Genomic DNA, 16809 nt, shown 5'->3' on the forward strand with positions numbered 1-16809 from the left:
CACTCTTCATCGTCTCCGGATGCGGAAGAGCGCGCATGTCGTATCCCAGGCGTACGGGTGTCTCACACAGGCGTCACCAGGGGGACCGTCGATCGCACTTCGAAGCCTTGATCCGGTGTCGGACGCCCCACCAGCTCGCCGCCGAGCCGGGCCGCCATCTCTGCCAGATCCTTCAGGCCGCTGCCGCCGCCCCGCGCGTGGGCGCCCGGCGCCCGAGTGGGGGCGGTGTTGCGCACGCTGACGTGCACGAGGGTCTCGTCGCTTGCCACGATGACCAGAACGGTGGCGCCGGGCGCATGCTTGACGGCATTCGTCAGCCCCTCCTGGGCCACCCGGAAGCAGTACTCAGCCACGGCGGGCGCCAGCAGCCGGCTCTCGAAGCCGTGCTGGTCGAGGCGGACGTCGGCGCCACTTCGCCGGGCGTCGTCGACGAGCCGCTCGATGCGCCGCACGTCGGGAGGTGAGGATGGCTTCTCGTCGGGCTCCTTGAGCGTCTTCACCATGCTGTGCAGCTCGTGGATGGCCTTTTGCCCCCTCCCCACCAGTTCCTCCGCGGCGGTCCGGGTCGCCTCGTCCGGTGCCTTGGCGACCAGGAGATTCGCCTGGAGGACCATCAGCGTCACTTGATGACCGACATGGTCGTGCGCGTCCCGCGCGATCTGCCGACGGGCCCGTTCCGCCCGGTCCGCCGCCGCCTCCTCGCCCCTGCGCACGGCGTCCTCGCGGTCGAGACGTGCTCGGAACGCCGACAGCAGCTCACCGACCCGGAACGTGCGGACGACGGCCCCGGCCGAGGCCGGGCCCAGCACACTCATCAACGAGTACCTCAAGGTGAGCACCATGAGCTGCCAGACCGGTGTGCTCAAGTGCTGGTCAACGACGAACACGACGACACAGAGGCGGATCACGACGACGAGCATCGCGGCCCAGGACGCGTAACGCAGCGGACGGTAGCGCCCCATCGCGTAGACGCCGAAGCGCAACAACGCGTCGTCCGAGGTCAACGCAAGGACGACCAGACCCGCGATCGCCGGCACCTCCGGCCAACGGCGGCGGACCAGCAGGGAGAGCGTCCCGAGCAGGGCGACGGCGAGCGGCCAGTTGAACCCCGGGTTCCAAGGATCGTCCGGACGGATCAGCACCCGGGGGAGACTCAGCACGAAGACGACACCGATCGCGATCCAGTCGCCGGTCCGGCTCCCGAGGACACGCCCCACCCGGGACCAGCGGGCGTACTGCCGGGCATCGGCGGGCAGCAGATCGCCCCGTGGTTCGACCATGGCCTCACCATGCCCCGCCGCGCGCCCGCCGCGGTCGAGGCTCACGTGCACGCGGCGCGTCATCTACCCGATCAGGTGGAGATGGCTGGCGCCCTCATAGCCCCGGCGACAGCGCGAGGCGAGCACATGCAGATCGGTGAGGTAACGGAACGGACCGAGCTGTCTCTGCGCACCATCCAGCACCCTACGTTGTCAACGGTCAGCACTCTGGTCTCAAGGGCGTGCGTGAGCGCCGGCGGCCGGGCTCCCCCTCAGGAGTCCGGCCGCCGCGTTCACGGGAGTGTCGGTTCAGTTCCTTCAGCACGAGCCGGCAGGGCGGTCCCGCTTCACGAGGTTGGTGTATCCGGTGGTGCCGTCGAGCCACAGAACGCGTTGGCCCTCGTCGGCCGCCGGGTAGACCTGGTCGCCGCGATTGCAGGAGACGCGCTGCGCGCCGCCCTTGCCGTCGGGTGCGACCTGGTACAGCTTCGGAAGCGTGGCGTTGTCCCACGACGTGGCCGGCGGCAGCGTCAGGACGGTTACCGCGTCGTCGGAAGCCGTCAGTTGGTACGCGTACAGTGCGCCCGCGCCGGCCTCCGGGACGATGGTGGTGCGATGGGTACCGTCCGTGTCGGCGCGCATCACGGCGGCCTGGCCGGAGTCGGTGCCGTCGCCGTCCTCGACCCAGAAGACGCCGTCATCGGTGAAGGCGGTCTGGCCGATGCCGATGACGGCGTTCTTGTCGACCGGCATCAGCTGCGTCTTTCCGGTGGCGGTGTCATAGACCTCGACACCCAGCTTGTAGCCGTCGGACTCGCCCCACAGCTTCGCGTAGGCGATCTTGCCGTCGTGCACCGAGGTCAGCGCCGTGACGGTGACCGGATTGGGCGCGAGGTCCTTGACGTCGCCGGTCTTGATGTCGACGTAGCGGGCCTGCTCGAACCCGGTCCTCGGGTTCACGTAGGTGTACACGACGATGTCCCCGTCGATCTTGACGGACGTGACATCGGTGCCGATCGCGTCGACGGTCTTGTCGAGGCCGCCGCCGATCGGGCGGACGTGTATCCGCACCGCGTCGTACGCGTACTCGGCCCACGCCACGTTCTTGCCGTCCGTAGCGGCGTAGACGTTGTAGTTGCCGTTGTTCGGGCTCAGCTGCTGCGGGGTGCCCTTGCCACTGGTGTTGCCGGCCCACACCGAGTACGGCTCGCTGCCTTCCTCGTTGGAGCGCGACACGGCGTACTTGCCGCCGCCCGCGGCGACGCCGGTACCGGACACGTTGTCCTTGGCCAGGATCGTGTCGGTGTCCACGCCGAGCGCCTTCTCCCAGCCCGGTGCGATGCCGTGGGCGTCGAAGGAGCGCTTGACGACCTTCAGCTGGGCCTTGGTGGCGCCCAGCTCGGTCGCGGCGGCGATGACCGCGGCGCGGCCCTCGGTGAATCCGTCCAGGGGCGTCATGTACGCGGACAGGGCGCGATAGACGATCTGGTCGGCGAAGTCACCGCCGAGGCCCTGGCGCATGTCCCACAGGGCGCCGGAGAAGATGGTCGAGTTGAGGTGCACGCCGCCGTTGTCACCGCGGTAGCTGACGCCGATGAAGTCCTTGGCCGTGGTGTGACCGTCGTTCAGGTCGCGCAGGGCACACTCACGCGGGCTGAGGGTGGTGCACAGGTCCTCGCCGAGGAGACCCGAGTCCGGGTCGTCCATCGACTGCCCGTTGGCCTCCAGGTCGATGGCGTTGCCGAAGTAGTCCGAGATCGCCTCGTTCATCGCGCCGGACTGGCCCGCGTAGACGAGGTTCGCCGTGTGCTGGGTGACGGCGTGCGTCATCTCGTGGCCGACGACGTCGGTGTCCGCGGAGAAGGTGCGGAAGTCGCCGCCGCCCTTTCCGTACACCATCTTGGCGCCGTCCCAGAAGGCGTTGTCGTACGACTGACCGTTCGCGGTGACACCGACGATCGAGTACATGAACCCGTCCTTGCCGTCGAGTCCCTGACGGCCGAAGTGGTTCTTGTAGTACGAGTACACCTTGTTGGCGGCCCAATGGGCGTCGACCACACCTGAGTCGGTGTAGTCCGCGCCGAGGTCCGGAGTGTCCGATTTGACGATCTTGGCGGCGGCCGGCCAGGCGCCGGAAGCAGTGGAGACGTCGGCTCCGTTGGCGTCCCAGGTCTGCAACAGGGGGCCGACGTACGGCTTGGCGGCGTCCCGGAAGCCGTAGTCGTACATCTGGTAGGTGCCGTCGGTGCCCTTGTACAGGTTGAGGTCGACCTTCTGGCCGTTGTAGCGGACGCCGGAGCCCTTGACGACGAACGGCGGTGCGGCCGTCGGAGCGGCGTCGTCCGGGGCCGCCGCGGTCTTGCCCGTGACGCCGGCGGAAGCGTCGGTCGAGCCGAACGTCTGGATGCCGCTGTACTGCATGACCGGGAAGCCGGAGTGGGCGTCGATGTACACCTCCTGCTCGACGGCCGTGCCGTCCGCCGGGTCGGTGCCCGTGACGGTGATGTGGCGGGTCAGGACGCCCGTGCCCTGCGGCAGGATCGTCACAGCCACGGCCTTGCCGCGCAGGGGTGTGCTGTCGGGCTTCTCCCCCTTGGCCGGGGCGCGCAGCGGGGCACCGCCCAGTTGCGTGGTGACGGCGCCGATCGCGCGCTGGACGGCGGTCTTCTCCGAGACCTTCGGGGTGACCGTGTCGAGTTGCAGCTTGGTGAAATAGTTCCCGGAGGTGCCGGTGACGGTGCGCTTGCCGCCCTTCTTTGTCATGCGGACCACGTACTGGCCGCCGAGGACGTCGACACCCTTGTACTTCTGCTGGAGGCGGACGGTCTCCTTGCCGCCCCGGCTGTCGGTGGAGACCGTCGACAGGTCCTTCGCCGACGTGTCGGCGATGTGATAGCGGCCCTTCTTGGCCTTGAGGTGTCCGCGGGCGGCGTCGGCGGCGCTGCCGGCAGCAGGAGCGTCCTCGTCGAGCCCGGTCACCAGTGACGGGGTGTCGGTCTCGTCTCCCGCCGTGGTGGACAAGGCTGCCGCCGGTGTGGTGTCCGCGTGGGCAGCTGTCATACCGGCGACGAGCAGCCCGGCCGCGGCGAGTACAGCCGCCACTCCCTGGCCGACGGCTATGCCACCCGGCCTGTCTGCTCTGTTTCTGCGCGCTGGAGTCCGCACGACTGATCCCTTCGCTGTATGGGCGGATGGACGGAATCGAATGCGGACATGGAAAGGCCGGAGCAGACCTGGGAACAATGCGTTTCCGGTGCTCACTTGTGTACGTGGCCACTTGTGTGGCCTGCACATCCAGGTGAGAATCGGCGCCGTGGCTCTGACCGAAGTCGATGCGCAGTGGGAGGCTCTCGGTCTCAAAGCCGACGAACTCCAGGTCTACGAAGCTTTGTTGACGCTGCCTCCACACCAGTCCCGTAGTGCGCTCGGCCGAACACTCGGGCTGACCACACGCCGCGTCACGGCCGCTCTCGACCAGCTCGCCGGCCACGGCTTCACCCGGCCCGCCGACGGTCCCGGCCTGCCGCATCCCATACCTCCAGCTACCGCGCTGCGCAGCCTCCTCCATCGACACCGAGCCCAACTGATGCGCAGATCAGCAGATTTGGAGGAACTGACCGGTTCGGTCGACCGGATCTCCGCGCGCCTTCTCAGCACGGTGCAGAACCCCCGAACGATCGGCATCGAGACCGTGCGCGGCGGGCTCGCCATCGCCGAGCGCGTTGCCGCCCTGGTGGTGTCGGCGCGCGAGGAAGTGGCCCTGATCGACCGCCCGCCCTACGCCTCCAGTCAGCCCGACGGCATGCCGACACCGCTGGACGTCGCCGCTCCGGTACGGCGCGGGGCACGCGTGCGCGTGGTCGTCGACCGGGAAGGGCTGAGCTTCCCGGGCCGGGCCCGCGGCCTCAACGAGCTGTCCGAGCAGGGCGTTCAGATCCGGGTGGGTACCGATCTCCCCACCAAGCTGATCACGGTCGACCGGCGCATCACCCTGCTCCCACCCACCGACGCGGCCGATCCGACCGCCTCTGCACTGGTGGTCAGCGACTCACTCCTGGGCAACGCCCTGGTGCCGCTGTTCGACGCGCTGTGGGAGCGTGCCGTGCCGATCGGAGCCGTATCCGACGCCGAGATCACGGAAGAGGACCGCGAGGTACTGACACTGCTCTCCTCGGGCCTCAAGGACGAAGCGATCGCCCGCCGCCTCGGCGTCCATGTCCACACAGTGCGCCGCCGCATCTCGCGCCTCATGCTGACTCTGGAGGCAGAGACGCGCTTCCAGGCCGGTGTGCAGGCCCTGCGCCGAGGCTGGCTGACGGTGGAGACTCCCACGGCGGACAGAACTTGACTGCTTCGCCCCGCCGGTCACATCGGCCCGCGGGCGCATCCGGGTAGAGGGCGACGCTCTTCGTCGACCTCACTGATGCGACCGGTCGTGGAGGGGCGAGCGCAGCCGTTCGCCCGGAACCAGGGAGTGCCTTCCGATCATCTGATCGTTGGTTCGGTCGTGAGAGGTGGAGAGATTTCGAACCAGTGCTGCCGCTTGCGGGCCGGGCTCGTGGCCGGTGGCGGGATCACCGCCAGATGCTGAAAGGCATCGTGTTCAAGTTCCGCACCGGCCTGCCGTGGAGGGATCCGCCCGAGCGGTTCGGGCCGTGGCAGACCGCTCACGGCTTGCCCGCTGGGCCGCCGACGGCACCTTCGAGCGCCTGCCGGCCATGGCACAGACACGGGTCGATGGCGACTGGCTGGTCGCCATCCACTCCACGCTCGGATGGACAGCACCGTAGTAACCGCGGCGTTCACGATGATCGGAGTGCTCGCCGGTGTCGCCGGCACGTACTTCGCACCGGTGATGGCGGAGCGAAGACGTCAGCGCGGCGACCAGGCCGCACGAGACGAGGATCGAGCTGAAGCCCAGCTCGCGCGCTACGTCGCTGCGCGGACGACCGTCGACGTCCTGATCGACCTGCTTGATCGTGCTCACTACGACTTGCAGCTCAGCCGATTCGATCCAGAGCGATTCGACGAGAAGTACAGCGAGCTGTCGAACCAGTTGCGCGCCCAACAGGCCGAATTGATCCACTTGGGCGTGCCGGTCCGAGCGGGTAACTATCAGATCGGCAGCACCAATGTGTTTCGGACTCTGTTCAAAGCATCGCAGTTGACTCTCTACGCCGCCGTGCTCCCAGGAGGATTGGAACCGCGTCGCTTTACCGTGATGCAGGAGGCGCTCGCGCAGTGCCGCGAGCAACGCGACATATGGTCCCTCAACGTCCTCGACGCGATCGCCAAGCTCCCCGGCTCGCAGCTGGGTGACAGGGAGGTGGACCGCATGCCGCGACTTCGGCGGCCCAGTACACGTGACCCCGCCTCTGACAGCGGTCAGCCGGATTGATCCACGAGCCGACGGCGGTGCCCAGCCCGACCATGCGGTGCCCGCGAACTGCTCGCCGGCACCCTCGAACAGCTCGGCTACGCACGCGGAGAACGGCACCTGGCGCACCTTCTACCTCTCCGGCACCACCGAACTGCGCGAGGGCCGGTTCGGCACCCCCACTGTCACGGCATCGGCCGACATCGCCGCTCACCTCACTCCCACGACGCTCTTCGACGCCCTTTCCATCCAGGTCGACGGACCCTTGGCGTGGGACAAGAACCTCACCGTCGACGTCCACCTCACCGACGTGGACGAGCGCTACCGGCTGCGCCTGGTCAACCGGGCGCTCAGCCATACAGCCGCTCCTCAGAAGACGGAGCCGGCGAGGCGAGGTCGGCCGTTCAGGTGTCCTGGCCGGGAGGGCATTCCCGAGCTACCGTGAGCGATATGAATTGCCCGCAATGCAACAAATATTGAGATAGGTGATACTTCACACACCATCCACGACGGCTGGAAAGAGGGAAGTCATGGACGACTATCCGCTTCTGGATCTCTTCCTCACGATGCTGTTCTTCTTTCTATGGATCATGTGGTTCTTCCTGCTCTTCCGGGTCATCACGGACGTCTTCCGTGACGACGAGTTGAGCGGCTGGGGGAAGGCGGGGTGGATGATCTTCTGCCTCGTGCTCCCCTTTCTGGGCGTCTTCGTCTACGTCATCGTGCGCGGACGCGGGATGGGACGGCGTGACGCCAAGCAGGCCAGGGAGAGGGAGTCCGCCTTCCAGGACTACATCCGCAAGACAGCAGCAGAGGGAACCGCACAGTCCTCCGGTACCGACGAACTCTCTCGGCTCGCCGACCTGCACCGGAGCGGCGCGCTGACCGACGAGGAGTTCGACCGGGCCAAGACGAAGCTGCTCGCCTGAGTGCGAGCACCGTTCACCTTCTCAGGGTCGGCGCGATGGACGTCATGGTGTCAGGACCCGCAGATCACGTGGTGAGCCTCACTGGCTGCGGCTGCAAATCGCGCCGCAGCCGTAGCCGCAGGGAAAGGTCACGCGTTTCCCGGAGCTGAATGGTTCCGCCCCGGGAAGGTCAATCCCCTCGGCGCCGCCTGTCGTGGTCCATGATCTCCAACGTGAGATCGGCTGAGACGGATATGGCGCGTGCGGGCGGCGGAAGTTGGGGGGCGCCGCCACGGCGGCTGCTGATCGCGGCTGGACTGGCACTGGCAGTCCTCGGACCTACTTTGCACAACGCCACCCTGGTACGTGCGGGCGCTGATCTCGGCATGGGCGACGGCGCTCGTGGCTGGGCCCAGGTGCTGGTCGTGTGCGCCTCGCTCGCAGGAGTCTTCAGCGCCGGCTGGGCTGCGGATCGGCTTGGGGCGCGGTGCCTGGTCGTCTGGTCATTGTTCCTTTCTGCCGCGGGCGGGCTCCTTGTCGTCGCTGCCTGGGACGCGTGGTCCTATCAAGCGGGGCTGGTGCTGGAGAGTGCCGGGGTCATGGGAGCGGTGGCCGGATTCCTGGCAGCCGTGCCGGCCGTGAATCTGACGGGACGGCTGAGCTACGCCGTAGGGGCCGTGTTCGCCATGCTCGCCGCAGCGCTGGTCGCGGCCGTCGTACTGGCGCTGATCGCTGACTCGGTCGGGGGCTGGCGTGCGGTGGAAGCCGTGCTGCCTCTCGCCTCGGTCAGTCTGGTCCTGCCTGCTGCGCGTCTGCTGCCGGTGGCGCCGGCGGCCAGACCGGCCCAGCCGCTACCTCTCTTCTGGCCCGGCTCGGTGGTGGTGATCGTTCTCGGCGGGGTCCTGCAGGCGAACCCTCTGCGCTACTGGCAGGACTTCGAGATTCTGGTCCTGCTGGTGGCCACACTGGCCGTGCTGGGACTCATGTGTCTTCCCGTACTTCCCTGGCGGGGTAGGCCCTGGCGGGCGAAATCCGGAGCTGCACCCGAGGGCTGGGGTGACGTGGGTGCCGTCCTGATGGCCGGTGGTGCGTGGGGGTTCGCGCAGTCCGCGCTGGCGACGGTGCTCCTCGTGCTCCTGGCCGAGCGGGGCATGGGGCAGGACGAGAGCCTGGTCGCGTGGGCCGGTTTCGGGATCGGGTTCGTCGCCGCGGGCGCGTACGGAGCGAAGCATGCCGTCAGAGCGCGTGTCAGTGCCACACTGGGGCTGACCCTCGCGGCAGTAAGTACTGCTCTGCTGTCCGCGCTCGCCCACGGACACGGTGGAGGAGTCACCGCCCTCGCAGCGCTGCTGACAGCCTTGGCCGGATTCGGGGTCGCACTGGCGCAGATCCCCTACTCCACTCGGTTCCTCGCCGGTCTGCCCTCGCGTGCGAGAGGCAAGGTAGCTGCGGTGTACCCGGCTTCGGTGGTACTCGGAGGCGCGGCAGTCACCGGAATCCCCTATGAATCGGCTCTCGCGCAAGCTGCCGAAGGTGCCAGTTTCGACGACCTGCTGTGGATGACGGTCAGTGTTCTGGTGCTCGCTTCTGTCGTGCTGGGCCGCTCGGTGGTCGCCTTGGCGGTTGCGGGTGCCGCGGCCGCTCAGTACTTGCTCGTCGTGGCCTTGAGTGACGACGTCGACGCCAGGCGTCCGTGGGCCATCGCCGCGTATCTGCTCGTCGGCTCCATCACCGGGCTGATGGTGTGGGCCCGTGGCCGGCAGCGTGCACAGCTGGCCCGGTCCGTGGCGGCGGCGACGGCGCTCCAGGAGGCAGTACTGCGTCCGTTGCCTGCGCAGGTAGGCGGCCTGGAACTCGGCGGGTTGTATCGTCCGGCGACCGCAGGTGTCGGCGTAGGAGGGGACTTCTACGACGTGGCGAGCACGGATTTCGGTACCCGGATCCTCATCGGTGACGTGCGCGGGAAGGGCCTGGGTGCCGTGCAGACCGTCGCGGACGTCCTCGGGTGTTTCCGAAGCCAGGCCCACGAGACGGTCCAGCTGAGTGAGCTCGCTGCGCGCCTGGACCGCCATCTGGCACGTGCCGCTCTGGCTCGCGATGACGCCGAACTCTTCGCCACCGCACTGCTGCTGGAGTACCGCGAAGGCGAACCGCATGTCTGGATGCTGAACTGCGGCCATCTCGCCCCGGCCACCTTCGGTGCGGACCGCCGCGTTCAGGACATCGAACTGCCGACGGCGTTGCCTCTGGGCCTGGGAGTACTCGGCTTACCGAGCACGCAGGCCACGGCCGTACCCATTCCCGCCGGCACGGTCCTGCTGCTCTACACCGACGGACTCAGTGAAGCCCGCGATGCCTCCGGCGTCTTCTACCCGCTGGCCGAGCGCCTTCCTGCCCTCCCCCACAGCTCCATGGGGGATCTCCTGCGCCAGTTGGTGAGTGATGTCGAGCAGTGGACGCACCGCCTTGGCGACGACATCGCTCTCATCACCGTCACCCGCGCCAACCCTCAACCGCCCGGCGCTCGGCAGGCAGGCCGTTCCGCATAGAGAACCGGCCGGGCCTCAAAGGCGAAGCCGAGGAGCTGCCCAAGGGCTTGAACGCGCTCTGGTCCCCACCACACCTCATGGTGATCATGGAAACGCCCGTACCCGTGGCGGACCGGTCGGCTGCTCTCGCGAAAAGCGACGAGGACGCGGAGAACGTACCGCCACGGTCGACTCTCTTCCTGGAGGACACCCGCTGTGAACGTCCCCGCTCTCGGCCCGCTGACCGATGCCACGCCGGATCCGCATCCGGAGTTCCGCAACTACGTCGAGATCATCCTTGCCGGTCTGTCCGACGCTCCCGGCCACGACGTGCTCGTCAGCGGGACCCGTGGGGAACACCGGATGGGGGCGGACGAGTTCCGCTCCCTGGTGTACCGGCTGGCCCGCGCGCTGCGGGAGCGGGGCGTGGAGCGCGGCAAGACCGTGACGATGCTGTGCGGGAACCTGCCCGAGACCATCGCGGTGCGCTACGCCGTGAACCTGCTGGGCGCCCATTTCAACCACCTGTACAGCCGGCTGGGAACCGACGTGCAGGCGCAGATGATGTCCGACGTCGAGACGTACGCGTTCGTCGTCGACCCTCGGCTCGCAGACCGCGCGGCGGACCTGCTCAAGGCCGTAACGCCCATCGACCAGGTACTGACGCTCGGCCGCGAGGACGGCTCGAACGGGCGCACCGCGGCCGGTCTCGGCGAGGACCTCCTGGAGCTGGCCACGGGGCAGTCGGACGCGGCGGTCCCGAGCGTCGCGGAACCGGATGGCCTTTGCTTCATACGCCACTCCGGAGGGACCACCGGTCACCCCAAGGGAGTGCGCAGCACCTTCGGCAGAATGCAGCACGGTGTGGTGCAGACACAGCGGTTGTTCAGCGGCACGGGCCGTCGGGATCTCGTGTGTTCGCCGTTGTCTCACGCGGCCGGATTCATCGCGGACGGCACCTTGTCGGCAGGCGGAACGGTCGTCCTGCACTACAGCTTCGAACCGGCCGACGTCCTCGCCACGATCGCCCGGGAGCGCATCACGAACATGATGCTGCTGCCTCCGTTGCTCTACCAAGTCCTCGACCACCCCGCCGCCGAGTCCACCGACACCTCCAGCCTTCAGCAGATCACCTACGGCGGCACACCCTGCTCCCCGGTCCGCATCGCCGAGGCGGTGCGCCGGTTCGGCCGGGTGCTGCAGCAGGGCTACGGGCAGTTCGAGGCCGGCGCCGTCAGCTTCCTTCCCGCCGCCGAACACGACCCTGACCGCCCGGACATCCTGCGCACCGCCGGCCGGCCCGTACCGGGAGTCGACATCGAGATACGCGACGCTGACGGCTACGCACTGCCCGTGGGCCGGGTGGGAGAGATCTGCGTCCGTTCCGACGGGATGTTCGAGGGCTACTGGAAGAACCCCGAGCTGACCGCCGAGGTCCTGCGCAACGGCTGGGTGCACACCGGCGACCTGGGCAGACTCGACGAGCGCGGATACCTGAGCGTGGTCGACAGGATCAAGGACATGATCGCCGTGGTCGGCGGCCATGTGTACACCACCGAACTGGAGGACTTCCTCAACACTCACCCCGCCGTGCGCAGTTCAGCCGTCTACGGCGTCAAGGGCGACGGCGGGTACGAACACATCCACGCCACCGTCGTGCTCGCTCCCGGCACGATCGTGACCGAGAAGGAACTGAAGCAGACGGTCCGCGACGCACGCGGCGAGATGTACGTCCCCGACCACATCGACTTCGCCGACGCACTGCCCCTCACGGACGCGGGCAAGCCCGACAAGAAGAAACTCCGCCGCGCAGCGACCGTCACCGCTGATCGGCTGCGCTGACTGCCACGTGACATGGCCGCCCTGGCCCGGCCGGGGCGGCCGCCGGTCACACGCCGCGTCACGGAGCCACTCGACGAGGTGGCCCGGAAGCTGTCCGGGGAATTACGCATCCCATGCGCGTAGGGGTGCGGAGGGCACCCGCTTCTGCCTCGGCCTCCGCTCGCGCGTCACCGAGGCTGGAGCTGGCGCTGACGATCAGGAAAGCGATGGTCAGCACGTACAGCGAGGCGACGGTACCGCAGGCTGCTGCCACGATGGGCATGCCCTGGGTGCCAGTGCGGGGCCCCACGTACCAGTGCCACAGCAGGGTCAGCGCTGCCCCGCACCGGAACGCCGCAAGGGCGACGAGGGCCCACAGCAGAGACATGCCGCTCCGTTCCCGCGCGTCCAGCCGCTCGGCACGTCAGGTGGGGCCGGGGTTCAGGAGCCCAGGATCCGTGCCTTCTCCCGGGCGAACTCCTCATCGGTCAGCAGCCCTTGGGCCCGCAGGTCCGCCAGAGCGGTCAGCTGGCCGACCCGGTCCTGGCCGTTCCCGGCAGGAGCGGGGGCCGGCGGTGGTGCGGCTGAGGCTTGGTACTGCGCTGCCTCATAGGCCGGCGCCTGCCGCTGTGCGTCCCGCTCGGCGAGTCGACGGTTGACTCGGCCCGAGACGGCGCTGGCCGTTCCTGAGATCACCGCGGTGCGTGCCATGGTTCCCAGCAGGCCGGGTCGTCCGAAACGTTGAGGCATGAGCTTGTTCCTTCGCGGTCTGAACGGTTCAGTCGGCGACGAGAGCGGTGACAGCGGCCTCGACCGTGTCCCGAGGGATGCGTTCCAGCATCAGGACCTCACCGTTGGAGGCCCGGATCGCCGCTCCGAGCCGTGCGGCCCAGGAGTTCTCCCACACGACGACTGCGGCCGATGAACCGGCAGGCAGACCGTCCGCGATGGTGCGCAGGTCCGCGTCGCTGAGGAGGTCGAACTGGACGTCGGCCATCCGCCCGAACTCCTCGGCCACCTCCGGGTCGGTCAGCTCGACGACGGCGGTCGAGCCGTCCTCGTCCTTGCGGACGAAGGTGATGTCCAGGACGCGGACCGTTCCGTTCTCCTGGACGTCCCTCAGCGCCGGGACGATCTCGCCGTTGAAGCGGCTGCCTTCGAAGCCGATCACGGCGACGTCCACCGGCCCGACGGCATCGAGTTCCTGAGTCACAAGGTCCCACCTTCCCTCGCGGATCACTGCGGGTGACGGTGGTGCGAGTATCTCTTCAGAGGTTTCCCTCCGCATTCCGTGCGCCCTCCACAGGCGCCAGGACGCTCATCCGGGTGAATTGGGCGGCCCGGAGGCACATGTGCGCTTCCCGCCTCGCGCATGGCGGGAAGGCACCTTGCATGCCGGTCCCGCTGCTGCACCGTCTCGCCAGCGCCGTCGTACGCCGCGCTTGGGCGTTCGCCGAGCGGTACGGGCCGGTCTGCACGCAATATCCGGGGCGTCACCGCTTCGCAAGGCTCGGGGAGGGAGTATGCCTGGCGTTCCCTCCCGGGGCTGTCTTCGGCGAGCAGGCGATCGCGATCGGCGCCCACACGCTGGTCGGCGCCCAAGTAAGCATCTGTGCGGGTTACGGCCCCGGGCAGGACCTGGGAGGCCGACTCGTGGTGCGGATCGGCACCGGTTGCTCGATCGGGCGGGGCAGTCACGTCGTGGCCCACCGATCCGTCGAGATCGGCGACGACGTGTTCCTGGCCCCCTACGTGTACGTCACGGATCAGAACCACGGTTACGCGGACCCTGACCGCCCCATCGGACGGCAGGACCCGGTCGAGGCGCCCGTATTCATCGGGGACGGATGCTGGCTCGGCACCGGCACTGTCGTGCTGCCCGGCGCCCGGCTCGGCCGCAACGTCGTGGTGGCCGCGGGCGCCGTGGTGCGCGGGGTCTTCCCCGACCACTGCGTTGTCGCGGGCGTGCCCGCGCGGATCGTGCGCCACCTCGTGCCGGGCGACGGCTGGCGCAGAACCCCGAACCCGACCCTGCAACCGACAATCACCCCAGACACAACCGAGCGAGGCACAGTGAAGAAGCCGCCCGAGGGCGACATCCCCATCATGATCGTCGGCGACTCGATCAGCCATGGCAGCAGCGGTGACTGGACGTGGCGCTACTTCTTCTGGAAACACCTGAAGAACCACGGACTGAGCATCGACCTTGTCGGCCCGAAGGACACCCTCGACAACATCCGGACGGCCGAGGTCGGGGACGACGACGTCACCTACGCCGATCCTGAGTTCGATCGCGACCACGACGCCCAGTGGGGCCGCCCCTACGTCCAGGAGAAGGACGTCATCGAGGAGAAGGTCGCCGAGTACGAACCGGAGTACCTGCTGGTGCTGCTCGGCATCAACGATCTCTTCTGGTACGGCGTCCAGCCGGAGCAGTTCGCGGCCAACTTGCACGAGTTCCTCGACAACGCCCGGCGGCCCGCACCGGATCTGAAGGTCGTCATCGGAACGGTCCTGGAAACACGCAAGGCCCTGGACGAACCGGAGTTCGCCGCATTGGTCGAGGCCACGAACCGACAGCTGCGCGCGGTGGCCGCCGAGCACCATGCCTGCGTCGCCGAGACAGCGGCCGAGTTCCGGGCCGCCGAGCACACCTGGGACGGCACCCACCCCAATCCGAACGGCGAAGTACGCATTGCCGCCGCGTTCGCCGACCAGCTGGCCGCCACGCACGGACTGGGTGCCCCCTACCCACGCCCCTACCCCGTGCTCGACGGAATCGACCCGGCAACGAAGGCACCTGTCGACTGAAATTCGGTCGCAGTGGCTCTCGGGAGCAGCAGGCTGACAAGTCGTCATCCTCAGTCGCGACTGGTGTGACCCGGCGTGTTCACACGCCTTCCTTCGATCTCGCTGCCCTCGGCTGGGCTCCGGACCAGGCACATAGGCACACGCGGTACGGGACACGTCCGCCCAAGGGGAGGTGTCCCCGCCGGGCGGCATCGTCGACCGGCGCTCGCCACATGAGAAGCCATCTGATGGGAAAAGGCTCATTCTCCCCGGGACGACGGGACCGTTCCCGGTGACACGCACCGGGGATGGGCCCGCCGCCCGTTCGTTCAGGAAGCCCGGATCGCCCGGTCGATCTCCGCGCCGGTACGCGCCACGCGTCCCTGAGGGAGGCGGGCAGAAGCTCGCGGTCCTCGTCCTGCTGGAAGGGCGGCCAAGAGATTCATGACCCCGCCCCCTCCGAAGCGGCGGCCGGCCCTCCCAGACCCGGGCGGGCCAGGGCGCGGTCGTGGACGCGGCTCAGGAGCAGCAGGGCGCAGGTGGCGCCGATCAGCGCGCAGAACATGTCCCACTGGGTGTCCCAGACGTCTCCCTGGGTGCCCAGGAAGGCGTCGGCGGCGTCGCCTCCGGTGACGGCCGCGAGCCACTCCAGCATCTCGAAGACGGCGCTGAAGGCCAGACAGGCGCAGATGGTGAGCGGGGCGAGCCAGCGGCTGCCGCGCAACGGGGAGGTACGGACGAGGAGTTCACGTACCAGGACGGCGGGGACGAAGCCCTGCATGAGGTGGCCGAAGCGGTCGTAGGGGTTGCGGTTCCATCCGAGCCAGTCGCGTACCCAGTCCCCTGCGGGCACCTCCGCGTAGGTGTAGTGGCCGCCCACGATGAGGACTAGGGCGTGCGCCGCGAGCAGCCCGCACAGCAGTCCGCTCAACGGGAAACGGTGGCGCAGCAGGATCGCCAGCGGCAGTCCCGCCATCACCCATACCGTCTCCAGCAGCCAGGTCGTCGGATCGGCCGCGCCGAACCGCGACACGACGAGCGCGACGGTCACCGTGACGGCGAGGGCAGCCGGCAGACGGCGATGGGGCAGCAGGCTCACGGCCGGCGTCGGGGCGGGGGCGCGGTGGGTGGCGGTCATCGCCTGCTCCTCAGGTTTCGGTGCGGGCCACCACTCTCGGGCTCAGCCCCGACCGCCCTCATGAGTACGGCTACTCAGACCGCCCCGTCGTACCTCCTCGATCGGGATGAGTGATGGCGGCATCGACCGCCTGATCCCGCTCGCCGCGTGCCGCCGTCGGGGCGGTATGCGGAGAAGTGGTCCAGGCACGCGCTGTGCGTCGCCGCTCCGGGTACAGGTACGTCAGCCAGTCGTCGTCCGAGCCAGTGCGGAACAAGGAGCACCGTTCATGCGTCTCTACGCCCAGACCCCAGCGCGCCGCAGTCGCCAGCTCTTCGCCGATCTGATCGCACTGCTCCTGATCGTGCTCACCGTGAAGTTCGCGCTGGCCGTGCGGGACGCCATCCTGACGCTGACCGAACCCGGCCGGCAGGCACAAAGTGCGGGTGACAGCCTCGCCTCGCACCTCGACGACGCCGGTGACGCGGCGTCGAAGGTTCCGCTCGTGGGCGACTCGCTCAAGAAGCCTCTGCAGTCCGCAGCCGACGCGGGGACCAGCCTCTCGGACGCCGGCCAGTCATTGCAGGACACCGTGGGCCAGATCGCCGATCTGACGACGCTCGCGCTGATCGTGCTGCCGACCGTCCTCATCCTGCTGCTCTGGCTCGTGCCGCGCCTGCTGTGGATGCGACGCTCCGCCTCCACCCGCCGCCTGCTGGACTCCCCCGGCGGCGCCGACCTGCTCGCCCTGCGCGCGCTCACCGGCCCGCGCCGTCCACTGGCCGCGCTTCCGCAGCCGTCCGGCGGCCTGGCGGACGCGTGGCGGCGCGGCGACCCGGACGTCATTGCCGACCTGTCGACTCTGACCCTCCGCCGCGCGGGTCTGCGGCCCTAGGGCGTGTGTCGAAAGTCCTGTCGTCCGCCCGGAGGGCGGGCCCCGCGGTGTCTGGTGCGTGCGATCGCAAGGCGCCGGAGCGCCCTCATAGCGGAGCTATGCGGGCGTTTCGGC

13 protein-coding genes and 1 pseudogene are annotated in these 16809 nt (G+C 68.6%); 9 read left to right on the plus strand and 5 right to left on the minus strand.

Annotated elements, in window-relative coordinates; all coding sequences use genetic code 11:
* Window positions 1-62: 62 nt before the first annotated feature.
* Both ABT127_RS07020 and ABT127_RS07025 read right to left on the minus strand, forming a co-directional pair.
* Window positions 63-1280, minus strand: a complete 1218-nt coding sequence (locus ABT127_RS07020) for a sensor histidine kinase (protein ID WP_351445378.1) — start codon at window positions 1278-1280, stop codon at window positions 63-65.
* 297 nt (window positions 1281-1577) lie between these two features.
* Window positions 1578-4319: a M4 family metallopeptidase gene (locus ABT127_RS07025; protein WP_351445380.1), complete on the minus strand. Its 2742-nt coding sequence runs from the start codon at window positions 4317-4319 to the stop codon at window positions 1578-1580.
* A gap of 253 nt (window positions 4320-4572) precedes the next feature.
* Between ABT127_RS07025 and ABT127_RS07030 the strand changes: the two genes are divergently transcribed.
* The 7 genes and pseudogenes from ABT127_RS07030 (at window position 4573) to ABT127_RS07060 (ending at window position 11914) form a co-directional block, all read left to right on the plus strand.
* The gene (locus tag ABT127_RS07030; protein ID WP_351445382.1) at window positions 4573-5607 is read left to right on the plus strand and encodes a helix-turn-helix transcriptional regulator; all 1035 of its coding nucleotides are present in this window, start codon (window positions 4573-4575) and stop codon (window positions 5605-5607) included.
* A 173-nt stretch (window positions 5608-5780) separates the two neighbouring features.
* Window positions 5781-5918 (plus strand): annotated as a pseudogene (locus ABT127_RS07035) (transposase); the annotation flags it as partial.
* A gap of 115 nt (window positions 5919-6033) precedes the next feature.
* Window positions 6034-6657, plus strand: coding sequence for a hypothetical protein (locus tag ABT127_RS07040; protein WP_351445384.1), 624 nt, complete (start codon window positions 6034-6036; stop codon window positions 6655-6657).
* 37 nt (window positions 6658-6694) lie between these two features.
* On the plus strand, window positions 6695-7081 hold the full coding sequence (locus ABT127_RS07045) for an alkyl sulfatase C-terminal domain-containing protein (RefSeq protein WP_351445386.1): 387 nt from the start codon (window positions 6695-6697) through the stop codon (window positions 7079-7081).
* An 85-nt stretch (window positions 7082-7166) separates the two neighbouring features.
* Window positions 7167-7565 (plus strand): SHOCT domain-containing protein, encoded by a 399-nt coding sequence (locus ABT127_RS07050; RefSeq protein WP_351445388.1) that lies wholly within the window; start codon window positions 7167-7169, stop codon window positions 7563-7565.
* A 200-nt stretch (window positions 7566-7765) separates the two neighbouring features.
* A complete protein-coding gene (locus ABT127_RS07055; RefSeq protein ID WP_351445390.1) occupies window positions 7766-10093 on the plus strand; it encodes a SpoIIE family protein phosphatase in 2328 nt (775 codons plus the stop codon).
* A 195-nt stretch (window positions 10094-10288) separates the two neighbouring features.
* Complete coding sequence (locus tag ABT127_RS07060) at window positions 10289-11914, plus strand: AMP-binding protein (protein WP_351445392.1); 1626 nt, start codon at window positions 10289-10291, stop codon at window positions 11912-11914.
* A gap of 420 nt (window positions 11915-12334) precedes the next feature.
* On the opposite strand, the gene ABT127_RS07065 is transcribed toward ABT127_RS07060, so the two are convergent.
* Together ABT127_RS07065 and ABT127_RS07070 are read right to left on the minus strand one after the other, a co-directional pair.
* Window positions 12335-12643 carry an SHOCT domain-containing protein gene (locus ABT127_RS07065; RefSeq protein WP_351445394.1) on the minus strand — a complete coding sequence of 103 codons (309 nt, stop codon included), beginning with the start codon at window positions 12641-12643 and terminating at the stop codon, window positions 12335-12337.
* A gap of 28 nt (window positions 12644-12671) precedes the next feature.
* A complete protein-coding gene (locus tag ABT127_RS07070) occupies window positions 12672-13106 on the minus strand; it encodes a DUF6325 family protein (protein WP_351445396.1) in 435 nt (144 codons plus the stop codon).
* A gap of 179 nt (window positions 13107-13285) precedes the next feature.
* Here ABT127_RS07070 and ABT127_RS07075 point away from each other — a divergent pair, with 179 nt between their 5' ends.
* A complete protein-coding gene (locus ABT127_RS07075; RefSeq protein WP_351445398.1) occupies window positions 13286-14704 on the plus strand; it encodes a GDSL-type esterase/lipase family protein in 1419 nt (472 codons plus the stop codon).
* Window positions 14705-15125: 421 nt separating this feature from the next.
* Here ABT127_RS07075 and ABT127_RS07080 read toward each other — a convergent pair whose 3' ends face one another.
* Entirely contained in the window at window positions 15126-15821 is a 696-nt protein-coding gene (locus ABT127_RS07080; protein ID WP_351445400.1) for a DUF2238 domain-containing protein, read from the minus strand.
* Window positions 15822-16089: 268 nt separating this feature from the next.
* On the opposite strand from ABT127_RS07080, the gene ABT127_RS07085 reads away from it, so the two are divergent.
* Complete coding sequence (locus ABT127_RS07085) at window positions 16090-16695, plus strand: hypothetical protein (protein ID WP_351445401.1); 606 nt, start codon at window positions 16090-16092, stop codon at window positions 16693-16695.
* Window positions 16696-16809 lie beyond the last annotated feature (114 nt).

It is taken from the genome of Streptomyces sp. NPDC001904, assembly GCF_040297005.1.
Lineage (GTDB): Bacteria > Actinomycetota > Actinomycetes > Streptomycetales > Streptomycetaceae > Streptomyces.

Excerpts from the sequence above, each read along its gene's own strand:
- ABT127_RS07020 (WP_351445378.1), bottom strand. The coding sequence starts at position 1,280 with ATGGTCGAACCACGGGGCGATCTGCTGCCCGCCGATGCCCGGCAGTAC.
- ABT127_RS07080 (WP_351445400.1), bottom strand. The coding sequence starts at position 15,821 with ATGACCGCCACCCACCGCGCCCCCGCCCCGACGCCGGCCGTGAGCCTG.
- ABT127_RS07040 (WP_351445384.1), top strand. The coding sequence starts at position 6,034 with ATGGACAGCACCGTAGTAACCGCGGCGTTCACGATGATCGGAGTGCTC.
- ABT127_RS07075 (WP_351445398.1), top strand. The coding sequence starts at position 13,286 with ATGCCGGTCCCGCTGCTGCACCGTCTCGCCAGCGCCGTCGTACGCCGC.
- ABT127_RS07085 (WP_351445401.1), top strand. The coding sequence starts at position 16,090 with ATGCGTCTCTACGCCCAGACCCCAGCGCGCCGCAGTCGCCAGCTCTTC.
- ABT127_RS07050 (WP_351445388.1), top strand. The coding sequence starts at position 7,167 with ATGGACGACTATCCGCTTCTGGATCTCTTCCTCACGATGCTGTTCTTC.
- ABT127_RS07065 (WP_351445394.1), bottom strand. The coding sequence starts at position 12,643 with ATGCCTCAACGTTTCGGACGACCCGGCCTGCTGGGAACCATGGCACGC.
- ABT127_RS07025 (WP_351445380.1), bottom strand. The coding sequence starts at position 4,319 with ATGACAGCTGCCCACGCGGACACCACACCGGCGGCAGCCTTGTCCACC.
- ABT127_RS07055 (WP_351445390.1), top strand. The coding sequence starts at position 7,766 with ATGATCTCCAACGTGAGATCGGCTGAGACGGATATGGCGCGTGCGGGC.